The sequence below is a fragment of the Bacterioplanoides sp. genome (assembly GCF_965219715.1).
Lineage (GTDB): Bacteria > Pseudomonadota > Gammaproteobacteria > Pseudomonadales > Oceanobacteraceae > Bacterioplanoides.
The window spans coordinates 2,490,942-2,512,587 of record NZ_OZ244785.1; the positions used below are offsets into that span (position 1 = coordinate 2,490,942).

The 21,646-nt window shown below is 50.4% G+C and carries 22 protein-coding genes; 4 read left to right on the forward strand and 18 right to left on the reverse strand.

Annotated features, from left to right (window positions below; all coding sequences use genetic code 11):
* Position 1: 1 nt before the first annotated feature.
* Genes ACOQOZ_RS11785 through ACOQOZ_RS11805 form a run of 5 tightly spaced genes read right to left on the reverse strand, consistent with a single transcriptional unit; the run spans position 2 to position 3,208 of the window.
* Complete coding sequence (locus tag ACOQOZ_RS11785; RefSeq protein WP_420588365.1) at positions 2 to 364, reverse strand: hypothetical protein; 363 nt, start codon at positions 362 to 364, stop codon at positions 2 to 4.
* Positions 361 to 672 (reverse strand): Bor family protein, encoded by a 312-nt coding sequence (locus ACOQOZ_RS11790; protein WP_420588366.1) that lies wholly within the window; start codon positions 670 to 672, stop codon positions 361 to 363. The genes ACOQOZ_RS11785 and ACOQOZ_RS11790 overlap by 4 nt, the downstream gene beginning before the upstream one ends.
* 22 nt (positions 673 to 694) lie before the next feature.
* Entirely contained in the window at positions 695 to 2,038 is a 1,344-nt protein-coding gene (locus ACOQOZ_RS11795; RefSeq protein WP_420588367.1) for an ATP-binding protein, read from the reverse strand.
* 8 nt (positions 2,039 to 2,046) lie between these two features.
* Entirely contained in the window at positions 2,047 to 2,718 is a 672-nt protein-coding gene (locus tag ACOQOZ_RS11800; RefSeq protein ID WP_420588368.1) for a response regulator, read from the reverse strand.
* The gene (locus ACOQOZ_RS11805; protein WP_420588369.1) at positions 2,699 to 3,208 is read right to left on the reverse strand and encodes a PepSY domain-containing protein; all 510 of its coding nucleotides are present in this window, start codon (positions 3,206 to 3,208) and stop codon (positions 2,699 to 2,701) included. The genes ACOQOZ_RS11800 and ACOQOZ_RS11805 overlap by 20 nt, the downstream gene beginning before the upstream one ends.
* Before the next feature lie 114 nt (positions 3,209 to 3,322).
* Here ACOQOZ_RS11805 and ACOQOZ_RS11810 point away from each other — a divergent pair, with 114 nt between their 5' ends.
* Both ACOQOZ_RS11810 and ACOQOZ_RS11815 read left to right on the forward strand, forming a co-directional pair.
* Positions 3,323 to 3,535, forward strand: a complete 213-nt coding sequence (locus ACOQOZ_RS11810) for a hypothetical protein (RefSeq protein ID WP_420588370.1) — start codon at positions 3,323 to 3,325, stop codon at positions 3,533 to 3,535.
* 180 nt (positions 3,536 to 3,715) lie between these two features.
* Positions 3,716 to 5,224, forward strand: a complete 1,509-nt coding sequence (locus ACOQOZ_RS11815) for a diguanylate cyclase (protein ID WP_420588371.1) — start codon at positions 3,716 to 3,718, stop codon at positions 5,222 to 5,224.
* A 4-nt stretch (positions 5,225 to 5,228) separates the two neighbouring features.
* Here the strand turns inward: ACOQOZ_RS11815 and trmB are convergent, their stop codons facing one another.
* The 13 genes from trmB to ACOQOZ_RS11880 all read right to left on the reverse strand — a co-directional run bounded on the left by trmB (position 5,229) and on the right by ACOQOZ_RS11880 (position 19,445).
* Positions 5,229 to 5,963 (reverse strand): tRNA (guanine(46)-N(7))-methyltransferase TrmB, encoded by a 735-nt coding sequence (gene trmB / locus ACOQOZ_RS11820; protein ID WP_420588372.1) that lies wholly within the window; start codon positions 5,961 to 5,963, stop codon positions 5,229 to 5,231.
* Positions 5,964 to 6,150: 187 nt separating this feature from the next.
* The gene (locus ACOQOZ_RS11825; RefSeq protein ID WP_420592415.1) at positions 6,151 to 7,443 is read right to left on the reverse strand and encodes an adenylosuccinate synthase; all 1,293 of its coding nucleotides are present in this window, start codon (positions 7,441 to 7,443) and stop codon (positions 6,151 to 6,153) included.
* 77 nt (positions 7,444 to 7,520) lie between these two features.
* Positions 7,521 to 8,687, reverse strand: coding sequence for an ATP phosphoribosyltransferase regulatory subunit (locus ACOQOZ_RS11830; RefSeq protein ID WP_420588373.1), 1,167 nt, complete (start codon positions 8,685 to 8,687; stop codon positions 7,521 to 7,523).
* A gap of 12 nt (positions 8,688 to 8,699) precedes the next feature.
* Positions 8,700 to 8,897 carry a DUF2065 domain-containing protein gene (locus tag ACOQOZ_RS11835; RefSeq protein WP_420588374.1) on the reverse strand — a complete coding sequence of 66 codons (198 nt, stop codon included), beginning with the start codon at positions 8,895 to 8,897 and terminating at the stop codon, positions 8,700 to 8,702.
* 250 nt (positions 8,898 to 9,147) lie between these two features.
* Positions 9,148 to 10,017: a protease modulator HflC gene (gene hflC / locus ACOQOZ_RS11840; RefSeq protein ID WP_420588375.1), complete on the reverse strand. Its 870-nt coding sequence runs from the start codon at positions 10,015 to 10,017 to the stop codon at positions 9,148 to 9,150.
* Positions 10,017 to 11,219, reverse strand: coding sequence for an FtsH protease activity modulator HflK (gene hflK / locus ACOQOZ_RS11845; protein WP_420588376.1), 1,203 nt, complete (start codon positions 11,217 to 11,219; stop codon positions 10,017 to 10,019). Before hflK ends, hflC begins: the two co-directional genes overlap by 1 nt.
* A 148-nt stretch (positions 11,220 to 11,367) precedes the next feature.
* Positions 11,368 to 12,696: a ribosome rescue GTPase HflX gene (gene hflX, locus ACOQOZ_RS11850; protein WP_420588377.1), complete on the reverse strand. Its 1,329-nt coding sequence runs from the start codon at positions 12,694 to 12,696 to the stop codon at positions 11,368 to 11,370.
* 72 nt (positions 12,697 to 12,768) lie between these two features.
* The gene (gene hfq / locus ACOQOZ_RS11855) at positions 12,769 to 13,017 is read right to left on the reverse strand and encodes an RNA chaperone Hfq (protein WP_420588378.1); all 249 of its coding nucleotides are present in this window, start codon (positions 13,015 to 13,017) and stop codon (positions 12,769 to 12,771) included.
* A 107-nt stretch (positions 13,018 to 13,124) separates the two neighbouring features.
* Entirely contained in the window at positions 13,125 to 14,090 is a 966-nt protein-coding gene (gene miaA, locus ACOQOZ_RS11860; protein WP_420588379.1) for a tRNA (adenosine(37)-N6)-dimethylallyltransferase MiaA, read from the reverse strand.
* Positions 14,087 to 16,024, reverse strand: a complete 1,938-nt coding sequence (gene mutL / locus ACOQOZ_RS11865) for a DNA mismatch repair endonuclease MutL (RefSeq protein ID WP_420588380.1) — start codon at positions 16,022 to 16,024, stop codon at positions 14,087 to 14,089. Before mutL ends, miaA begins: the two co-directional genes overlap by 4 nt.
* Positions 16,021 to 17,382 carry an N-acetylmuramoyl-L-alanine amidase gene (locus tag ACOQOZ_RS11870; protein WP_420588381.1) on the reverse strand — a complete coding sequence of 454 codons (1,362 nt, stop codon included), beginning with the start codon at positions 17,380 to 17,382 and terminating at the stop codon, positions 16,021 to 16,023. Before ACOQOZ_RS11870 ends, mutL begins: the two co-directional genes overlap by 4 nt.
* Before the next feature lie 27 nt (positions 17,383 to 17,409).
* Entirely contained in the window at positions 17,410 to 17,910 is a 501-nt protein-coding gene (gene tsaE, locus ACOQOZ_RS11875; protein WP_420588382.1) for a tRNA (adenosine(37)-N6)-threonylcarbamoyltransferase complex ATPase subunit type 1 TsaE, read from the reverse strand.
* A complete protein-coding gene (locus ACOQOZ_RS11880; protein WP_420588383.1) occupies positions 17,910 to 19,445 on the reverse strand; it encodes an NAD(P)H-hydrate dehydratase in 1,536 nt (511 codons plus the stop codon). Before ACOQOZ_RS11880 ends, tsaE begins: the two co-directional genes overlap by 1 nt.
* Positions 19,446 to 19,513: 68 nt before the next feature.
* On the opposite strand from ACOQOZ_RS11880, the gene queG reads away from it, so the two are divergent.
* Positions 19,514 to 20,602 carry a tRNA epoxyqueuosine(34) reductase QueG gene (gene queG, locus ACOQOZ_RS11885; RefSeq protein WP_420588384.1) on the forward strand — a complete coding sequence of 363 codons (1,089 nt, stop codon included), beginning with the start codon at positions 19,514 to 19,516 and terminating at the stop codon, positions 20,600 to 20,602.
* Positions 20,603 to 20,765: 163 nt separating this feature from the next.
* Positions 20,766 to 21,626 carry an ABC transporter six-transmembrane domain-containing protein gene (locus tag ACOQOZ_RS11890; protein WP_420588385.1) on the forward strand — a complete coding sequence of 287 codons (861 nt, stop codon included), beginning with the start codon at positions 20,766 to 20,768 and terminating at the stop codon, positions 21,624 to 21,626.
* Positions 21,627 to 21,646 lie beyond the last annotated feature (20 nt).

Genomic DNA, 21,646 nt, shown 5'->3' on the forward strand with positions numbered 1-21,646 from the left:
TTTATTTCGTACACTGAATTTCGACATTCCACGGAGAGTAGAAAGCCAAAAATGCCGAGGAAAAAATAACCGAATCAATGGCTGCATTAGCCACACCACCAACCAGACCATTTTTTAAGCGGAACTCCACTTCAGCAGACTTCCATGGCTTGCCACGACAATCCCGGTAAAGGTTAGCAGGCTCGCTGACCTCAACCATGCCATTGATAATGGTGTGATGCCAATGTTGTACTTTTTCTCGTTTCAGCGGCCGATCCGGAACATCCTGAGTGAAAGTCATACTGGCACAGCCCGAGAGCACCGAAACAGATACAACTACAACGGCTAAACCCGCCTTCAGTGTTTTTTTATTTACTAGCATCACGGTCTTTCCTCACACCAGACTTTGGCAGTACGAGGGAAATAAATCCCGATAGTCAGGGTTTGAAAAATCCAGTCAGATAAAGTGCTGACCGACTGCATTTGCATAACCCGGCGGCCCTGACAAATCTCAGTTGTATTGATCTGGTATTTATTGCGCAGCCCCCACCAGTAGTAATCTTTACTGCTCTGATAAGTGGGTTTAGTGGTAATTTTTTCGCCACCGTATGGCCGCATCGTGACACTGGAACACGCTGTGAGAAAACACAACATCAACAGCGCACTCAGCATTTTTATATTGTTTTTTGTCATATATCCTTACCTGCCCAGATCACTATTGTGGGAACGTTATTCTGAAGCAGGCCCCTCCTAAGGATGATTGTTCGATAATAAGTCCAGCCTGATAGCTATCAAGAATTTCCTTAACTAATGCCAGTCCCAGGCCCTGGCCGGCTTCCACAGTATCTAATCGGCGACCACGCTGCAATACCAGATTCCGCTGTTCTTCCGGTATCCCCCGACCATCGTCGGATACTGCAATAATCAGTTGTTGCGCCTCACTGCTCACCGCAACTTCAACCGTTTGATGACCGTATTTGCAGGCGTTATCAATCAGATTACCTAACACCTCCAGCAAGTCGTTTTCGTCACCACTGAAGATGGCTTGTTGCGCCACATCGAGATGAATAGCCATACCTTTGTGGGCATACACTTTGTCCATCGCCGAGCAAACCGATTGTAATAACGGCAACACGTCTATTTTCTGAATACTTAAACCAGAAGACCCCTGTACCGCGCGTTGCAGCTGATAACCGATGGTCGAATTCATTTTATCAATCTGATAACTGAGCTCATTTAACTCGGCTGTTTTCTCACGCTGCTGTTGTTCACTGATAATCCCGGACATCACCGTCAGCGGAGTTTTTAAACTGTGAGATAAATCCGCCAGTGTGTTGCGGTAACGCTCACGCTGCCCTTGCTCGGTATGAATCAAACGATTCAGATTTGATGTCAGCGGTTTTAACTCTCGCGGATAATCTCCGGCCAATTCCGATTTTTGCCCTTGCTGAATCTCTTCCAGATCGGTGCTTACCTGACGTAATGGCTTCAGACCCCAGCGCAGAATTAAAAACTGCATTAACAAAATAAAACCCGACAAACTCAGTAACAGAATTGCCAGCTTTTGCTGATAAAGCTCAACCTGTAAATACAGGTCCGACATACTCTCCAGCAGCACGATGTTATAAACCGGGCCGGTTTTTCCCGATTCAGACCAACTGACTCCAAAGCGGGCCATAAAATACTGATCATCCGCCCGGGCAACGGTGGAATAAATCCATTGCCCCTGGTCCGCCCAACTGTTGCTGGCCAGTGATAATGGCCGTGCCGATAATGACGACCAGACCATAGTAGCGTCCGACTTTACCACCTGTGCGTACAATCCCGATTCCGGCTTATTAAAGCGGCGCTCCTGCAAAAATACCGGTAAATACAGCTGACTGCTGTGATAATCCGCGACCGATAAAATCGAATAGCTGTGCAGTTTTAATCGTTCCTGCATGGCATTCAGCTGCGAACTGTAAAACGAATGCTGCAATAAAAACCCCAGGCCCGTCATTAATACGATCAACGTCAACGTCGAAAACGCCATCAGTCGTCCGATTAATGAGTTGAGCATATCGTGCTTCAGCCTTGTTTCTGGAACTGATAACCACGACCACGCAAGGTAACAATCGGCGCAAAGCCATTATCACCTGCGAGTTTTTTCCGTAACCGGCCAACCAGCACTTCGATCACATTACTGTCACGCTCAAAATCCTGATCGTACAAATAATCGGTTAATACCGTTTTAGATATCACTTCACCGCTGCGACGCATCATGTATTCGAGAATCTTGTATTCGAACGCCGTCAGATCCATCAGCTCGTTATTCAGAGTAACTTGCTGAGTGGTCAGATCCAGCTCCAGAGGGCCAGCCTCTAAGGTATTACTGTTACCTGTGGTACGGCGTAACAACGCCCGGCAGCGAGCCGCCAGTTCCTCAATATGGAACGGCTTTTCCATATAATCATCTGCACCGGCATCCAGCCCTTCGACCCGCGATTTCCAGCCATTTCGTGCCGTTAAAATCAGAATCGGAAACTTACAACCGTCGGTACGCAAGCGGCGAATTAATTCAATGCCATCAATTTTCGGCAGACCCAGATCGATAACAGCCATATCAAATGGGTATTCGCTGGCGTGAAAATATCCTTCCATACCATCGGCGGCCTGCTGGCAGTTAAAGCCATTCTGTTCCAGCTGTTGCACCAGCTGCTGGCGCAGCAGCTGGTCATCCTCAACGATCAGAATTTTCATCGCTTGTCTCCTTGTCGGTTTGCGGCTGCGCGGGTGCTAACGGTGGACGATCTTCAAGCAACGTTCCGTCAGCAGCATCCATATAAAAACTCGAAATAGAGCCCTGCTCCGACAGCAACTTAATGCTGTAAGCCGTAGGCTGAGTATCCAGTAACTGAATTCGCAGAACCTCGCCCGGGAATAATAAGGTCAGCAGACGCGCCGCTTCGGTGGGAGAGATTACATGGGTAGGTAAGGTGGCAACTTCGGGGGCTTCATGAACAACGGGGGCGCTATGCTGGCTGCCCTGGATACGTTGCTCCATCCAACGGCTGACCGGTGTAACAACCTGCTCCAGCCACTCAGTTTTAATAACCGGCTCTTCAACCCATTTGCCATCAGTGTTGTTGTCGGCCACGGCCGTTGGCGCAACAGCCAGCATCAGCGCAATGGTTAAACTGCGCTTGCAACAGCAAATGAACATTAACAGGGTTTGACAGGCTCTGAGCATCACCAGTCCCGATATTGAAGTATGTGCATGATAACCCATTTATCTGAACTTCCGCTGAATCCTTTATTCAGGACGCCAATCCCGTGATTCAGATTCTGTTCAGCCAGCGCCTTTATGATGATGCCTATCATGGAGATGTTATTGCTCACTCAGGCTCAGGAGAAACTTATGCACCACGCCTATTACGATAATCTATTGCAGGTTCAGCAGCAGACTCGCAAGCGGGTACAGCGAAACCGTGCCGTACACAATAACAACGGCAAAAGCACTCAATTGCCGCCTGTCGGCAAACTGGTATCTGCCAGTGCGACAGTAACCTTTAACTGACAATTAAATCATCATTTCCCGGCACGACACAAATTGCGGGGTATGACAGATACCAGTGCTTGCCGAGCATAAGCATTCACTAAATCATCGATATTGAAAATTTTATTATTAGCTTCAGATGAGGATTGGTCTAAAATAATGACTAATTAATCAAAAATCTCATGGACCGATCCGGATAACATGATGCCTGCTCTCCAGACCATCAATCATCAACACAAATCCCATGCCCATGTCCGGGTCATATTTATCCTCTTTATTGTTACCTTTCTGATTCTGGTTAACCTCAGCCTGTCGACCACACGTGCCATCGAAAACCTCAACAATGAATGGCATAACTACAGCGACCAGACCCAGCATAAATTTCACCTGATCAGCCAGATCCGTGCTTCGCTTGGCTACACCGGGTTTATCCATCACTTTAAAAACTACGTAATCCGTCGAGATGCCAACTATCTGGTACAGGCTCAACAATCGATGGCCGATACTCAGGAATTGTTACGCCAGTACCTGAAGTTACCGATTCATCAGGAAGAAATGCACGCCCTGAATGGCCTGGCCAGTGTTATAGGAAACTACAAACTGAAACTGCAGGATATCAATCACGCACAGGTCGCCAGACTGAGTATCAGTGAGCTTGATGCGCGCGTCCGCGTTGATGACAGTTCCGCAGCGATGGCGCTGGCAACCCTCAACATGCGTCTCGAGAACAACTATCACAAGATCAAACAGCAAACTGATGATCTGCTGGATACGGCTCAAAATCGGGTACAGATTCTGACCTGGCTGGGTATTCCGGCACTGATTATTTTTACGCTGTACAGCAGTTATCTGGTGGTGCGCACCACCTCCGCCAGAAACAATCTTGAGACGTTGTTTTCAGTCATTCCTGACGGCTTACTGGTCGTCGACAGCAGCGGAAAAATCATTCGGGTGAACCCAAAGGTCAGCGAAATTTTTGGTTACAGCGAAGATGAAATCAAACGCAAAGTGATACGCGATCTGGTGGATCACGATATTGTTGGCCGAGGTGAACAAACTGAACCGTTGTCTTTTTCCGGCTGTGGCAGTGAGCATTTTCAAGGCACCCATAAAAATGGCGAGATCCTGCCGCTGGATATTGAAGTAGCATCGTTCCCGGATAAAAAGGACGCACATACCATCGCCGTTATCCGCTCACGCAAAGAAGAACTGGAATTAAAACAACGCTCAGAAACAGACCATCTGACAGGTACCCGTAACCGTTCGGGTATCGATCGCCGTTTCTGTAATGAGATTGAACGCAGCCTGCGCTATCAACACAACATGTCATTAATCCTGATAGACATTGATCACTTTAAACCGATTAATGACATCCTTGGCCACCAGGCTGGCGACAATATTATCCGTGTCATTGCCGATCTGCTGGTGACCAACTCACGACCATCCGATGTGATTGGCCGCTGGGGTGGCGATGAATTCTGTATTATTTGTCCGGAAACCAATGCCGAGGAAGCCGCTGAACTGGCGCGACGCCTGCAACTGCAGCTACAACAATTCCCGATCGAACACCCGGTAACGGGTAACCCGCCGACCCTAAGTATTGGTATTTCCGAACTGCAACCGGGTGATACTCAGGACAGCATGTTCTCACGCGCAGATGCGCAACTGTATAAATCCAAAGAGCGTGGCCGTAACAGCATCAGCGCCTGACGGTTTATTCAGGCAATATGAGCTGGTCACGCCAGGACAAATCGAAACCTGATAAATCGGCATCCAGGTGATACAACGGCTGACCACTTAAACGGTATTTTCGCTCGAATGGCGTAAGATCTTTGCCATCACCATCAGCGCCATTAAACGTTAGCGAAGAAAATTCTCCAGCTAATCCGGCAACCTCCAGCGCACGCTGAAATTCCTGTAAATACAGTGGAAAATTAGAGCGCATTTGCAGCTGGCCACCCAACATCAATAAATACGGGAACACCGGTGCACCGTGCCAACGACGTTTAAAGTGGGTCGCCTTTGGCCAGGGATTGGGATAAAGAATATAGTGATGTGTTGGCTGCCAACCATCGGCAACGGCTAAACGCCAGAAGTCATTTAAATCAACGCGAGCCAATAAATAGTTATCCGCTGTGCGGCGATAGCTGTCGTGTTTTTCAATCCGACAACCGGATTTATCCAGTCCGAGAATAAACGCATCCGGATGACGTTCGGCAAGATTCACCGTGCTTTCACCGACACCACAGCAGGAGTCTAAAATCAGTGGTCGGCCATCGGCCTGCCAGGCTTCTTTTACACGATAAAAAGCGTCTACCGTCGCATCATGAAAGGGCTTACGAAACGGCCCTTGCAGGTGCTTCTTTACTACCTCTTCCAGCCGTTCATGCAAACCTTGCTGGTTGGTCTCGACCGTGCGGGAATCGGTACGGGATGGAGAATCAGACATAATAAATTCTTTAAAAGTCAGACATAAAAAAACCGCCTGCTGGCGGTTTTTTGCTTTCTCAAGGAACGTCAGCGAGGTAGTCAGAGCAAGGCAAAAGTTAGCGAAAAAGCGCAGTTTATAAATAATAAATGAGCATTTTGCAGCTAACTTTTAACACCGCTATGACAACGCAGGTAGTTCCTTGTTGTTACAGCTCAAAGCTATGACGCAGCACGATAGTCTGTACACGGTCTGGACCGGTAGAAATAATATCGATTGGCGCTTCAATCGCTTTTTCAACAAAGCGGATATAAGCCTTGGCGTTTTCCGGCAGATCTTCCAGCTTCTGTGCACCCACAGTGCTTTCGCTCCAACCTGGCAGCTCTTCGTATACCGGGGTGATTTTGTCGAACTGATCAGCGCTGGCCGGAACGTTCATGCGATTACCGTTTTCGTCCTGGTAACCAACACACACCTTAACGGTTTCCAGACCATCCAGTACATCCAGCTTGGTCAGGCAGATAGCGTTAACTGAGTTAACACGAATAGCGTGCTTAACCAGTGCCGCATCGAACCAACCACAACGACGGGAACGACCAGTAGTAGTACCTTTCTCGTGGCCTACAGTCGCCAGGTGTTCACCGACTTCGTCGAACAATTCAGTTGGGAACGGACCAGAACCAACACGGGTGGTGTAAGCCTTGGTAATACCCATGATCTGATCCAGATACAGAGGACCGACACCGGAACCACAAGCAACACCACCAGCAGTGGTGTTGGAAGAAGTTACGAACGGGTAAGTACCGTGATCGATATCTAACAGAGTGCCCTGAGCGCCTTCGAACATGATGTCGCCGCCCTGCTCGCGGATGGTGTGAACCATATCCACCGCATCAACCACGATATCTTTGATTTGCTCAGCCCACTCTTTGCAGGACGCCAGCGTGTCTTCGTAGCTGACTTCGTCAACGCCGTAGTAGTTTTTCAGCGAGAAGTTGTGGAACTCCATCACTTCTTTCAGCTTATCAGCGAATTCCGGCTGGAACATATCGCCAACACGCAGGCCACGACGAGATACTTTATCTTCGTAAGCCGGGCCAATACCACGACCGGTAGTACCGATCTTAGCGTTACCGCGCTTGATCTCACGTGCCTGATCCAGAGCAACGTGGTAAGGCAAAATCAGTGGGCAAGCATGGGAAATACGCAGACGCTCCATAACCGGTACGCCACGCTCTTCCAGAGAACGTACTTCTTTTAACAGCGCGTCCGGTGCCAGCACCACACCGTTACCGATGATGCAGCGCACGTTATCGCGCAGGATGCCAGACGGGATCAGGTGTAACGCGGTTTTAACACCGTCGATCACCAGGGTATGACCCGCATTATGACCGCCCTGAAAACGCACAACCGCAGTTGCTTTTTCAGTCAGCAGATCAACAATTTTACCTTTACCTTCGTCACCCCATTGGGTGCCCAGAACAACAACGCTTTTGCCCATCTCGGTATCTATCACTCTGTTAGGGCCTTATTGATTGAATCAACTCGGCCTGTTTTCAATTAAAAAAATGAATTCTCTCAGGCGTCGACCAGTTGCCACTGACCGTCCTGACATTGCAGAGTCTGATCCGCCGGGATCGTTTCTGCGTTCAGCTGTACCAGCACACGAACACCCTGCTCGCGCAATTGCTGAATCTTTTCCCACAGTTGTGGATCGTCGCTGCTTGGGGCAACAACGGTTTGTTTCTTCGCCACGGGCTGTGCGCCAAAACGTGCCAGCACTTTTAAGTCAGCGCTGAAGCCGGTCGCCGGACGAGCACGTCCGAATACCGCACCGGTTTCGTCGTAACGACCACCCTGGGCTACCGCATCACCATAACCCGGAACATAAGCGGCAAACACCAGACCTGTGTGGTAGTCGTAACCACGCAGCTCGGTTAAGTCAAAATAGAATGGCGTATTCGGGAAACGCATCGCCAGCTGATCAGTCACACGCTGAATATGCTGTAACTCGGCCGAGGTTTCCGGCACCAGCTCTGCCAGACGAGCAATGGATTCGTCCAGCAGTTTACGGTCGCCCTGTAAGCGGGTCAGCAGTTTAAAGGCTTCACACAGCTTGGCGTCTTTGATTTCACGATCAGCCCAGGCATCCAGATCTGAAGCACATTTCAGCTTCAGCAGATCAAATAATTCGTTTTGTTGCTCACCACTGATACCGGCTTTATCCGCCAGCGCGCGGAATACACCCACGTGGCCCAGATCCAGGTGAATATCTTTGATACCAGCTTTTTCAATCATATCGACCATTAAGCTGATGATTTCAACGTCTGCTGCCACACCCGCTTCACCGTATAACTCAGCACCAATCTGAGTAGGAGTACGGTTTGCCAGCAAAGACGGCGCCTTTGCATGAAATACAGTACGGCAGTAGCTCAGACGGCTAACACCTTCCGGTGCCAGGCTATGAGCATCAATACGGGCAACCTGAGGCGTAGTATCAGCACTCAGGCCCATCATGCGACCGGACAACTGGTCGGTCACTTTAAAGGTGCGCAGGTCCAGATCTTTACCGGTACCGGTTAACAGAGAATCCAGATATTCCAGCGCCGGCGGAATCACAAAGTCATAGCCCCAATGATCCAGCAAATCGAGCAAATGGCGACGTAATACCTCGATTTGCCGCGCCTGAGGCGGCAACACTTCATCAATACCATCCGGCAATAGCCAACGGTCAGCGCGTGTCATGATTCAGCCTTATCAATTGATCAGATAGAGAAGCCCCAGTCCCAGCAACATGCTGAACAGACCGGTCATTCGCATCGTGTGGTCATCCACTTCAGCAAGCTGTTGTACCAGCGCTCGCCAGCGGGCGGGGTATAAAAACGGTAACGCCCCTTCGAGGATAAATACCAGGCAAACAGCGATGGCGATTTCCCGCCAGAAGTCCACTTGCACTGCTGTTTACCTTTTTAACCGCACAAAAAAACCGGGCGTGTGGCCCGGTTGCAGGATTCTATCAAAGCCATAAGGCAATGAACATAATTTAGGCGCAATTCCTTTGAATCTGTGTGCCTTGTGTCAATTGGTAAGAATACCTGCGCTGCATATAACTTCAGGTTCTAGCCGGGCAAATGGCAGGAGCGGAAACAAAAACGCCGGAACTCATAAAGAATTCCGGCGTTTAAATTACTCAGGAAGTCAGGGCTTATTTGCCTTTGGCATCCTTCATATAACGGAAGAAGTCGCTGTCTGGTTTCAGCATAATCACGTCGTTTTGCTTAAAGGTCTCTTCATAGGCCTTCAGGCTACGGGTGAATGCATAAAACTCTGGATCTTTGTTATACGCTTTGGCATAGATCTTAGCCGCTTCCGCATCACCTTCACCTTTGGTGCGTTCTGCATCACGGTATGCTTCCGCTTCAATAACCGTCTTCTGACGATCAGCGTCTGCTTCGATACCTTCCGCCAGCTCTTTACCCTGGGAACGATGCTCACGTGCTTCACGCTCACGCTCGGCAGACATACGGTTATACACCGAGTTACTCAGGTCATCCGGCAGATCAACCGCCTTCACACGTACGTCCAGAACTTCGATACCCAGATCATCCTGAGTTTCGGTGTTCAGCGTTGCGGTCAGTTTCGTCATCAGCTCATCACGTTCACCGGACACTACTTCGTGCAGGGAGCGGGCAGCAATTTCGTCACGCAGACCTTTGTTTACCAGGTTTGCTAACAGATTCGATGCCTGGAAACGATCGCCGGAAGTCGCCTTGTAGTAAGCACGTACATCTTTGATGCGCCACTTAGCAAAGGAATCCACGATGACGTATTTTTTACCGGCCGTCAGGAAACGCGATGGATTGGTATCCAGCGTCAGAACACGTGCGTCAAAGCGCTTTACGTTCTGAATCAGTGGGCTCTTCCAATGCAGACCTGGCTGGATATCGGCATCCACAATCTCACCGAACTGCAGCTTAATGGCACGCTCGGTTTCATTCACCACGTACAGGCCCTGGCTCGCAACTAATGCACCAATACCCAGAACGATGACGGCTAACATAGCTTTAGGAGACATTAGCGGCCCTCCCCACGACGAGATGATGAAGAAGAATTCTGGCGAGCACGTACTTCATTCAGTACACGATCCGTCAGACGTGAAATATCGTTGTCAGAAATAGCGTTGGTTTTGTTTTGTGCCGGCATGTTTTTGATGATCTGATCCAGTGGCAGATACATCATGTTATTGCCGCCATCAACATCCACCATCACTTTGCTGGCGTTGTTATAAACCTCAGTGATCGACTCAATATAGAGACGCTCGCGGGTTACCTTAGGCGCTTTCTTGTATTCGCTGTACAGGTTATCGAAACGAGCCGCTTCACCTTCTGCACGCGCGATAATACGTTCTTTATAAGCAGATGCTTCTTCCAGCTGGCGCTGAGCACGACCACGTGCTTCAGGGACAATCGAATTAGCATAAGCTTCCGATTCGTTGATAAAACGTTCTTTATCTTGTTTGGCTTTCTGAACGTCATCGAATGCAGCCTTTACCTGAGCCGGTGGGCGGGCATCTTTGATGTTCACGTTGGTCAGAACCATACCAGTCTGGTAACGCTCTAAGTAATCCTGCAGACGTAGCTGAACTTTTTCAGCCAGTTCGGCACGGCCTGTGGTCAGGATCGGGTCCATTTCGGTAGAACCCACTTCATGACGCAGCGCACTCTCGGCGGCAGACAATAAAGTACGTTCCGGCGCTTCAACACGCAGCGCAAACGATACCGGATCAACCACACGGTACTGAGCGTTCAGCTCAACTTCGACGATGTTTTCGTCTTCCGTCAGCATACGTTCTTTGATTTCCGCTTCACGCACCTTGGTGGTGTTAACCGGAATCACTTTGTCGATCAGAGGGATCTTGAAACGCAGACCTGGCTGTTCGGTTTTGAGGTATTCACCTAAACGTAAAACAACACCACGTTCCTGTTCGTCCAGGGTGTATACGGCGTTAAAGCCTAACATCACCACCAGTACGGCCGCCGCAATACCAAACATACCACCAGCGCCGCTGCCCTGATTGTTGCTGTTGCGGTTGTTGTTACCGCCACCACCAAACATGCCATTCAGCTTGTCCAGCAGTTGCTTTAATGCTTCGTCCAGATCGGGCGGCTGATTGCCACCACGATTGTTATTGCCGCGGTTGTTATTATCGCGACCACCACGATCGTTATTACCCCATGGATCTTTGGGGCCATTCCCGCCAGGCTCATTCCAGGCCATAAGTCTCTCCAGTCAGGCAGACAATTCATCAAGCGCTTTCCAGCGCCCGCCAATGATATACGTTTTAGGCACGATAGACAGTCTCCATCGGTCAAAGACTGTCAATCCAAACAGATTATTCCATCAGTACAACACATCGCTCTGATGACTATTGCCAGGGCCCTTTTTCCTGAGGCAGGAATCGCTGTTCAGCAATGCCTGCTTTAGCAATTGCACGGCGAAAATCCTGACGTTGCATACGGATTTGTAACAACATATCGCCGTTATCCGCATAAGCTTCTTCACGAATAGCGCCCATGTCATACAGAATAGCGCGCAGCTTGGCTTCTGCAGGGTTGAGACGAATTTCTTCGGCAAATAAATCGTCGCCAAGTAATTCCGCTATCGCTTTATTGAGTAATTCGAAACCGTCACGCTCACGTGCGGATAACCACACAGCCACCGGAGTGCCCTGATCATCACGATCGATACGGGCTTCACCATGCTCTAACAAATCAATCTTGTTATACACCCGCAACTGAGGCACTTCGTCGGCTTCAATTTCAGCCAGTACCAGCTCAACCTGCTCGATATTGGAGTCACGTTCTTCGGCGGCGCAATCAATCACATGCATCAGTAAATCGGCTTCAGCGGCTTCCTGCAGGGTTGCCCGGAAAGCCTCCACCAGTTTGTGTGGCAGATGGCGAATGAATCCAACGGTATCCGCCAGCACCACTTCACCAATGTCATCAACATTATGACGACGCAGCGTGGGGTCCAGCGTGGCGAATAACTGGTCTGCGGCATACACCTCTGACGTGGTTAACGCATTAAACAAGGTGGATTTGCCCGCGTTGGTATAGCCAACGATGGCAACCGTTGGAATCGATGAGCGCTGACGCGCACGACGCCCCTGGTTACGCTGAGCCCGGACTTTCTCCAGCCGCTTATGAATCTGGCTGACCCGGTTACGTACCAAACGACGGTCAGTTTCTAACTGGGATTCACCAGCACCACGGGAACCAATACCGCCCTGCTGTCGCTCCAGGTGAGTCCAGCCACGTACCAGCCGGGTCGACTGATGCTGCAGCTGGGCCAGCTCAACCTGCAACTTACCTTCGTGGGTACGAGCACGTTGAGCGAAGATATCGAGAATCAGGCCTGTCCGGTCGATTACCCGACACTCCAGTGCTTTTTCCAGGTTACGTTCCTGGCTGGGAGATAAAGCGTGGTTAAACATCACCAGCTGGCAGTCGTGCAGATTCAACATGTCGCGAATCTCTTCAACTTTACCCAATCCAATAAAGGTTTTGGGATCGGGCGTGGTACGTTTGGCTGTTACCAGCTCAAGGGGATCAGCACCGGCAGAAATCACCAGTTCACGAAACTCGTTCAGGTCTTCGCGGTTCAGGCCTTCGGGAAAATCGATATGAACCAGTATTGCGGTTTCGCCACCCTGTTTCTGGCCTGAATTATTAGTTGGCCGTTCAAAGAACAAAGTCAGCTAAGCCTCTGATAAAAATTCGGAAAGGGATTATGCCGGGAGAGCTCCCGGCATAAAGAAAAGAACTTACTCTTCCGCCGCTTCAGCACCGCTGTCGGCTGGCGCCAGACGAACGTTACGAGATGGCACAACAGTAGAAATCGCATGCTTATACACCATCTGACTTACGGTGTTTTTCAGCAAAATTACAAACTGGTCAAATGATTCAATCTGGCCCTGCAGCTTAATTCCGTTTACCAGGAAAATGGAAACCGGGATACGCTCTTTGCGCAGTTGGTTCAGATAAGGGTCTTGTAAAGAGTGCCCTTTTGACATGGTTGTCTCCTTGAAATTGAAGGTGTCGTCCAATGTGGGGACGACCGAATAAAAAAATGCCCCATACCGCTCTGACATCGGGCTTAGTTATAATGTAAGCAGATAAATCAGGACGATGCGCTAAATATGGCGTTCGCTTCAAGGATTTTCAAGGCACTTTGCAGAAGTTTTGGATCATTTGTGTCCAACCAGTGCAAATCGGGCCAACTACGCAACCAGGTGATCTGACGTTTTGCCAGCTGACGGGTCGCAATTATGCCCCTCTCCTCCATTTCCTCGTAGGTACAATTACCTTCCAGATAATCCCAGGCCTGGCGATAACCTACAGCGCGAATCGATGGTAATGAGGGATTGAGATCCTCTCGCTGAAACAAAGTTCGCATCTCATCGATAAAACCTTCGCGCAGCATCTGCTTAAAGCGAATAGCAATGCGTTCATGCAACTGTTTACGTTCCGGTGGACATACCGCCAGGCTCACCACATGGTAGGGCAACGGCTGGCTCTGCTGCTCAGCCCAGAACTGACTCATGGTTTTACCGGAGATTTCATACACCTCCAGCGCGCGCTCGATCCGCTGAGAGTCCATCGGCTTAAGTCGCGCCGCCGATTCAGGATCAATCTCCGCCAGCTTATTGTGCATATGTGGCCAGCCAAACTGTTCGGCTTCAGCGACTAATTTTTCACGTACGGCAGCGTCTGCTTTAGGCAGCTCAGCAGCACCGTCGCGCAGAAATTTAAAATACATCATGGTGCCGCCCACCAGCAGTGGCACCTTTCCGGCAGCAGTAATTTCCGCCATTTCGCGCAATGCATCTTCGCGGAAGTTTGCCGCAGAGTAACTTTCAGCCGGATCAATCAAGTCGATTAAACGGTGCGGCGCCCGCTTCAGCATCTCAGCATCTGGCTTAGCGGTGCCAATATCCATGCCTTTGTACACCAGCGCTGAATCAACGCTGATAATTTCGCATGGATACTTTTCCACTAACTCCAGTGCCAGGGCAGTTTTACCAGAGGCGGTTGGCCCCATTAAAAAAATCGCCGGAGGCAGTGTGTTTCGGTTGTCGCTCATCATCTGCCTCTCAGGAATAACTTGTCTAACTCAGGCATAGTCATTTGCGTCCAGGTCGGACGACCATGATTACACTGGCCACTGCGTTCAGTCGCTTCCATATCTCGTAATAAAGCATTCATTTCCGGCAGGGTTAATTTGCGATTCGCGCGCACGGAACCATGACAAGCCATGGTCGATAACACTTCATTGCGGAATGCCAGAATCCGATCAGAACTGCCGTGCTCCATCAAATCCGACAACATATCGGTAATTAACTGAGCGACATTGGCCTGCTGCAACAACACCGGAATCTGGCGAATTAAAATGCTCTCCGGACCTGCCCGGGCAATCTCCACACCCAAATGGCGAAACTCTTCGGCGTGCTGCTCAGCGGCATCCGCTTCACGTTCGCTGACGGCCAGGGTTTCCGGTACCAATAACGGCTGGCTTTGCACACCCTGTTCGTCGAGAGCCACTTTTAAGCGCTCATAGGTGATTCGCTCATGGGCGGCGTGCATATCCACCACCACCATCCCCATGGCGTTCTGCGCCAGGATGTAAATACCGTGCAGCTGGGCAATAGCAAAACCCAGCGGCGGCATATCTTCACCATCAGATTCCGGTAATGGCTGTGGCGCAAAGTTATTCATTTGCTCGGGGTTATTAACCGCTCCAGCCAATGGTTGCGACATCGCCTGATAAGCCTGCAGCTGTTCAGCGACTGCATTCTGACTGACACCTTGATTGGCCTGACTTGCGCTCTGAAGCGCCTGATAGTTATTACTCTGGAGACCCGCGGTTTGTGCTGGCGCCGCTTGCCAGTTTAACCGGGTCTGTTCGCTGAACTCACCGGCTTCCACGCCACTGGCCGGAGCATTTTGTTGCGTTAAGCTCTGACTTGTTTGTACGCCATCGTCCAGGCGACCACCTGGCGGCAGCTGTGCATCCGGGCGCACATCCGCCAGCGCTTTGTGTAACGTACGGAATAAGTAATCGTGTACCAGACGACCATCACGGAAACGTACTTCGTGTTTAGTTGGATGCACGTTCACATCAACCAACTTAGGATCCAACCATAGGTACAGAACAAATGCCGGCTGGCGACCGTGATACAACACATCGCGATAAGCTTGTTTAATGGCATGCACCACCAGCTTGTCGCGTACCACCCGGCCATTCACAAAGAAATATTGCATATCGGCCTGAGAGCGCGAGAAGGTTGGCAGCCCAACCCAGCCCTGCAAAGTCAGCCCAGCCGCTTCGCGTTCAATATGAACTGCACTATCCATAAAGGTTGGATTTAATAATTGCGCGACCCGCTTTTCGCGATCGATCGGTCGGGTTGCCGGACGTAACGAGTGAATCACCTTACCGTTATGGCGCAAGGTAAACCCAACATCGTAACGACTTAATGCCAGGCGCTTAACCGTTTCCTCCAGATGGGAGAACTCAGTCTTTTCGGTACGTAAAAATTTACGTCGTGCCGGAGTATTAAAGAACAGATCACGCACTTCAATGGTAGTGCCCACCGGGTGCGCTGACGGCGACACACTGGCGACCATATCGCGACCTTCAGCCGTCACCTGCCAGGCTTCTTCCGCGTCTTTTTCCCGCGAGCTTAACGTCAGGCGGGTCACCGAACTGATACTGGCCAGGGCTTCACCACGGAAACCCAAACTACCCACAGCTTCCAGATCATCGAGAGTAATAATTTTACTGGTAGCGTGACGACTCAGTGCCAGTGGCAAATCATCTTTACTGATGCCATGGCCGTTATCGCGAATACGCAATAACTTGACGCCACCTTGCTCGGCGTCGATTTCAATACGATCGGCACCCGCATCGAGTGAATTTTCCACCAACTCTTTTACGATATTCGCCGGGCGCTCAACCACCTCACCGGCGGCGATCTGGTTCGCCAGGCGTGGCGATAATAAATGAATACGGGATGTCATGAAGTTGGGATCTTCAGTTTTTGTCCGACCCAGACGTTGTCAGACTTTAATTTATTCAGGCGGCGAATTCTCGACATAGCCACACGGTTTTTTACCGCGATCGCCGATAAGGTATCGCCACGACGGACCACATAAGTACGGTGGCCGGGTTTTGTGTAATTCTTGCCAGAGACAGATTGCCAGTTATCAACCGCGCTGCTTTTACCATGAGAAGATGCCAGCAGGGTGCCACGCGGCGGATGGCTTTTAAAATAGGATCTAATACCGCTGAAAATCGCCTTGGCCATTTTTTTCTGGTAGCTGCGGCCAGCCAGTTTTTTTGCTTCACCCGGGTTAGAAATAAAACCGGTTTCCACTAATAAGGCGGGCATATCCGGCGCTTTAAGCACTACAAACGCAGCCTCTTCTACTTGCTTTTTATGCAAGCGCGATACTTTGCCCATCTGCTTGAGAATACCGGCACCAATTTGCACACTGGAATTACGTTTGGCCGTCATCGATAAATCCAGCAAAGTCATCGCCAGATGATCTTCTTTATCTTCCAGGCTGACGCCACCAATTAAATCCGACTCATTTTCTTTATCCGCCAGCCAGCGAGCGGCCTCACTGGTTGCACCACGTTCCGATAAAACAAACACCGATGAACCGTGGGCACTTGGATGTTTAAAAGCGTCTGCGTGAATCGATACAAAGAAGTCCGCATTGGCTTTTCGTGCTTTCGCGGTACGTTCACGCAAACCAATATAATAATCGCCGGTACGCACCATAAATGGCTGAAAGCCCGGTTCTTTTTTCAGTAATTTTTCCAGCTGCCTGGCAATCGCCAGAACGATGCGTTTTTCATAAATTCGGCCCGGGCCAATAGCTCCCGGATCTTCACCACCGTGGCCGGCATCAATCGCAATAATAATATTGCGTTTAGACGAACCGCTTTGTTTGATGTGTTTGACCGGAGCAGCAACCGCTTTAATCGCCTGCTTATTTTCCAGGTCTACAACCAGTCGATGAAACGGGTATTTTTTATTGGGTTTTAACGGGAAACTTTTTGGTGACAACGCCTGACTGACATCCAGCACAATACGCAGGTCTTTTTTATTGCGCTTGCCGGTACGAATGGCTTTGACGTTGGTGCCCTTAACGTCAATTTCTGCGACGTTTTTCAGACTTTTGGCCGCCATCAGATCAATTACAACCCGATCCGGATTACTCAGGGTAAAGATTTTATGTTCGGAAGGTTCCGTCAGATCAAATACCAGACGGGTTTTGTCCGGAGATTGCCAGACACGCACGTCTTTGACATCAGCCTGAGTCAGGGCTGACATCATCATCGTCAAAATGAAAAACAGACGTACCATCATAACTTCGTTAACTAAGGTGTGTTGCCGTCACAGCGAATTCAGTTCAGCGGCCCAGCTTTGTGCCCGGTCAGAGTCTGGCTGCCAGGTTAACCGGCGACTCTCACCCAGATCATCAATGCTCAATACCAGATCAGCGGCGGGTAAAATGCCCCGCCCCTTATCGGCCCATTCGATCAGGCATAATGCCCCATCGCTGAGATAATCGCGAATTCCCATAAATTCGAGTTCTTCCGGATCAGCCAGGCGATACAAATCAAAGTGACAGACTTTCACACCCTCCAGAGCGTAATCTTCGACCAGAGTGTAGGTCGGGCTTTTTACCGCCCCCTGATGGCCTAAACCCTGCACCAGACCGCGGGAGAACGTGGTTTTACCTGCGCCTAATGTGCCTTCGAGAAAAATCACCAGGCCAGCATCGGTTAATTGCTGCTGCCTTAAAAACTCTGCCACCCTGGCGGCATAAGCCAGCATTTCCGGCTCGCCGGTTAACTCAATGGCAGAGGAATGATTCTTCTCATCGGAACACATCAGTTCATTAACTCTCTTAAATAAGGCATTAAATCAGTGGCCAGCAAACCACGCTGACCATTCGCTGCCGCAGCCAGATCAGCCGCGCCACTATGAATACACACACCGTAACGAGCCGCCTGCCAGGTCGACATTCCCTGGGCCAGCAAAGCAGCAATTACGCCGGTTAATACATCCCCCATACCACCACAGGCCATACCAGGGTTGCCGTCTGTGCACAGGGCAACTTTGCCCTCTGGTGTTGCGATCAGCGTTCCCTGGCCTTTCAACACCACAATCGCGTCATAATCCTGAGCCAGCTGGCGGGCGGCGGTAAAACGATCCGCCTGCACCTGCTCAATACTGGTACCCAGTAACCGTGCAGCTTCACCCGGATGCGGGGTAATAATCACATCACGCTCGGCAAAGCTGCGCTTCCAGCCCGGTGATGCCAGCAGATTCAGACCATCCGCATCCAGCACCATGGGCGATTCCGCATGTAATACCTGCTGCAGCAAAAGTTCAGACCAGCTGCTCTGACCCAGACCCGGGCCACAGGCAATTACCGTGCTTTTTTCTAGCAGCGGTTGTAGCTCCAGTCCGGACTCAACCGCACGTACCATGGCTTCCGGACGACGCACCAGTATTGGAGTCACGTGTTCGCTGCGGGTGGCACAACGGATTAGCCCGGAACCACAACGACCGGCGGCTTCAACCGCCATCGCAACAGCGCCACCCATACCGTGATCACCACCCACCACCATGACATGACCAAACTCGCCTTTGTGTGAGTTACCACGACGGGCTGACAAGCGCTGCCCCAGACGCTCCAACCGATCCCAACTGATGCGTTCACAGTTCGCCGGTTCCTGATGGTAAATCAGAGGGTCTATTGCCAGAGAAGCAAACGCCACTTCACCAGAGACATCCGGGCCATCGGAAGTTAGCAGGCCCTGCTTCACACCAATAAAAGTCACCGTCAGGCTGGCTTCAACCGCACTGCCCATGATCTGGCCGGAATCTGCATTCAGGCCTGATGGTAAATCGAGGGATAACACATCCGCCAGATGAGCATTCATGGCAGCAATCGCCTGGGCATACTCACCCTCGACTGCTTTGTTCAGGCCAGTTCCTAAAAGACCATCAATAATGACACTGCCTTCGTACACCAGCTCGTCGCGGAAAGCCTGCGGCTCAACACCTGCTTCCAGCGCCATCTCGCGCGCTTTACTGGCCGTCGCTGACATCTGGCTGTGATCGCCCAAGGTATAAAACACAACATCCAGACCGTGATGACAGGCCAGTGCTGCCAGCACATAGGCATCACCACCATTATTGCCCGGCCCGGCAAAGACACAGACCGACCCTTCCTCCGGCCAGCGCTCCAGCATGCAGGCAAACGCTGCTTCAGCAGCGCGGGACATCAGCTCAAAGCCGCCGTCATCGCCGCTTTCCTGATGAATCTGAGCGATCGCCAGAGCATCCAGCTCCCTTACCTGAGCGGCGCTGTAAAGTTCGCCGGGTAAATGATCTTTTGCTGAGTAAGGTCGGTTCATCCCTGCTTAGCCTTCAATGTGGTAAATTTGCCGGAATTATATCGACAAGTACCTTTCAAGTCCTGCCCATGACCTCAGATTTACCCCATTTTACTGTTGCTTCAAACCTGCGTGAGCAGATCGAGCAATGGGCTCAGGAACTGGGCTTTCAGCAGCTTGGGATTACCGATGTCGATCTCGGCGAGCACGAGCAACGTTTGCAGCAGTGGTTACAACAGGGCTACCACGGTGAGATGGGCTATATGGCTGATCATGGCAACATGCGCTCGCGTCCGGACGAGCTGCAACCCGGCAGCATCCGCGTGATCAGTCTGCGGATGGATTATCTCGCTCCGGAGATTGAACTGACCAGTCAGCTGCAGAACAAAAACAATGCCTACATTTCCCGTTATGCACTCGGCCGTGACTATCACAAGCTAATTCGCAAGCGCCTGACACAGTTGGGTAAAAAGATTCAGCAGGCGATTGAAGCTGTGAACCAACAGCAGGACATAAGCTATCGCGCTTTTGTCGACAGTGCGCCGTTACTGGAACGGGCATTGGCCAATAAAGCCGGGCTGGGCTGGATTGGCAAAAACACCATGCTGATTAATCGCAAAGCCGGCTCGTATTTTTTCCTCGGAGAAATCCTGACCGATTTGCCACTACCAACGGACGACAGCTACCAGAAAGAGCATTGTGGTCGTTGTACCTCTTGTCTGGATATCTGCCCGACTCAGGCGTTTGTTGGCCCACACGTACTCGACGCACGTAAGTGCATTTCTTATCTGACCATTGAACTCGACGGCCCGATTCCCATGGAGTTGCGCAAAGGCATTGGCAACCGCATTTTTGGCTGTGACGATTGCCAGATTGGTTGCCCCTGGAATCGCTTCAGCAAAACCACTGCCGAACAGGATTTCTCACCTCGCCACCAGTTGGACAAAGCCACCTTGCTGGAACTATTTGCCTGGGATGAAGCCACCTTCCTGAAACGTACCGAAGGCATGCCAATCCGTCGCACCGGCTTTGAGAACTGGCAACGTAACATCGCCGTGGCCCTGGGCAATGCACCAACCAGCCTGGAAGTGGTTGATGCCTTAGAAAAAGCCAGATCAACTTCCACCGAACTGGTCCGCCAGCATATCGACTGGGCTCTGCAACAACATCAGAAATAAACCGTCCTCCAAGCAGCTGTTTTCTGCCTGAAAAATACAAACACGGGTGCAAGAAAGACTGTTGCATTTTATACCCGCAAAAATACCCCAATTATGGACACGTCAGCGTCATTAAATTCCCTTATTCTGATAACTGCTGACCTTTATCGCAGGAGCAGTTTTTATGTCGTCACGGGTATTGTCCGGCCCTATCGGGTTATTGCTGTTATTACGCCACTTCCCACGTCAGATCGGTATTACCTGGCTATTAGTTGTGATTGAAAATGCGTTACTGGCTTTAATTCCGTTATTAATTGGATTTGCTATCGACGGTTTATTGCAGCAGAAATACGACGAATTACTGAATCTTGCCGTGGTGTTTTTTGCGCTGATTCTGATTTCCGTCGGACGCAGAGTTTACGACACCCGTGCCTATGGTTCGATCAGGGTACGCCTCGGTGCCGAAGTTGATAAACGCCATCACAACGAAGAAGTCTCTGTTCGCAGTGCACGTCTGGATATGGCACGCGAACTGGTCGACTTTCTCGAAAATGATGTGCCTGAACTATTTACAGCAGTTATTCAGCTGGTTGTCTCGTTAATTATCCTGGCATTTTTTGATGCTCGCCTGGCCATGTCCGCAGGTATTTTACTGGTCAGCATGATCGCACTTTATGCCTGTTTTCATTCGCGATTTTTCCGTTTAAACAGCGCACTCAACAGCCAGGTAGAACGTCAGGTAAATATCCTCAACGGCAAATCTCCGGGGGGACTGGTTTCTCACTTGCGGGCGCTGCGTCAGCATGAAATCCGCTTATCTGACAGCGACGCCATTCTTTACGGCCTGATTTTCACCATGATTGGTGGCTTTATTATTTTCAATTTGTGGCTGTGTGCATCGATGGAAGACACCACACCCGGCAAGCTGTTTTCCATCATCAGCTATTCATGGGAATACGCCGAAGCAGCCATTGCATTACCGATGGCGTTACAAACCTTGTCACGCCTGAAAGAGATCAGCCAGCGCCTGAACGGCTTCAGTTAAGGTTCAGGCTCAACGCCTAA

Bases quoted from the DNA above. Each gene is read 5' to 3' on its own strand.
- ACOQOZ_RS11830 (WP_420588373.1), bottom strand. From the start codon at position 8,687: ATGACACGCGCTGACCGTTGGCTATTGCCGGATGGTATTGATGAAGTG.
- ACOQOZ_RS11825 (WP_420592415.1), bottom strand. From the start codon at position 7,443: ATGGGCAAAAGCGTTGTTGTTCTGGGCACCCAATGGGGTGACGAAGGT.
- ACOQOZ_RS11890 (WP_420588385.1), top strand. From the start codon at position 20,766: ATGTCGTCACGGGTATTGTCCGGCCCTATCGGGTTATTGCTGTTATTA.
- ACOQOZ_RS11800 (WP_420588368.1), bottom strand. From the start codon at position 2,718: ATGAAAATTCTGATCGTTGAGGATGACCAGCTGCTGCGCCAGCAGCTG.
- ACOQOZ_RS11870 (WP_420588381.1), bottom strand. From the start codon at position 17,382: ATGATGGTACGTCTGTTTTTCATTTTGACGATGATGATGTCAGCCCTG.
- hflK (WP_420588376.1), bottom strand. From the start codon at position 11,219: ATGGCCTGGAATGAGCCTGGCGGGAATGGCCCCAAAGATCCATGGGGT.
- mutL (WP_420588380.1), bottom strand. From the start codon at position 16,024: ATGACATCCCGTATTCATTTATTATCGCCACGCCTGGCGAACCAGATC.
- queG (WP_420588384.1), top strand. From the start codon at position 19,514: ATGACCTCAGATTTACCCCATTTTACTGTTGCTTCAAACCTGCGTGAG.
- ACOQOZ_RS11810 (WP_420588370.1), top strand. From the start codon at position 3,323: ATGATGATGCCTATCATGGAGATGTTATTGCTCACTCAGGCTCAGGAG.
- ACOQOZ_RS11815 (WP_420588371.1), top strand. From the start codon at position 3,716: ATGATGCCTGCTCTCCAGACCATCAATCATCAACACAAATCCCATGCC.
- hfq (WP_420588378.1), bottom strand. From the start codon at position 13,017: ATGTCAAAAGGGCACTCTTTACAAGACCCTTATCTGAACCAACTGCGC.
- ACOQOZ_RS11795 (WP_420588367.1), bottom strand. From the start codon at position 2,038: ATGCTCAACTCATTAATCGGACGACTGATGGCGTTTTCGACGTTGACG.
- ACOQOZ_RS11805 (WP_420588369.1), bottom strand. From the start codon at position 3,208: ATGCTCAGAGCCTGTCAAACCCTGTTAATGTTCATTTGCTGTTGCAAG.
- trmB (WP_420588372.1), bottom strand. From the start codon at position 5,963: ATGTCTGATTCTCCATCCCGTACCGATTCCCGCACGGTCGAGACCAAC.
- ACOQOZ_RS11790 (WP_420588366.1), bottom strand. From the start codon at position 672: ATGACAAAAAACAATATAAAAATGCTGAGTGCGCTGTTGATGTTGTGT.
- hflC (WP_420588375.1), bottom strand. From the start codon at position 10,017: ATGTCTCCTAAAGCTATGTTAGCCGTCATCGTTCTGGGTATTGGTGCA.
- ACOQOZ_RS11880 (WP_420588383.1), bottom strand. From the start codon at position 19,445: ATGAACCGACCTTACTCAGCAAAAGATCATTTACCCGGCGAACTTTAC.
- miaA (WP_420588379.1), bottom strand. From the start codon at position 14,090: ATGATGAGCGACAACCGAAACACACTGCCTCCGGCGATTTTTTTAATG.
- tsaE (WP_420588382.1), bottom strand. From the start codon at position 17,910: ATGTGTTCCGATGAGAAGAATCATTCCTCTGCCATTGAGTTAACCGGC.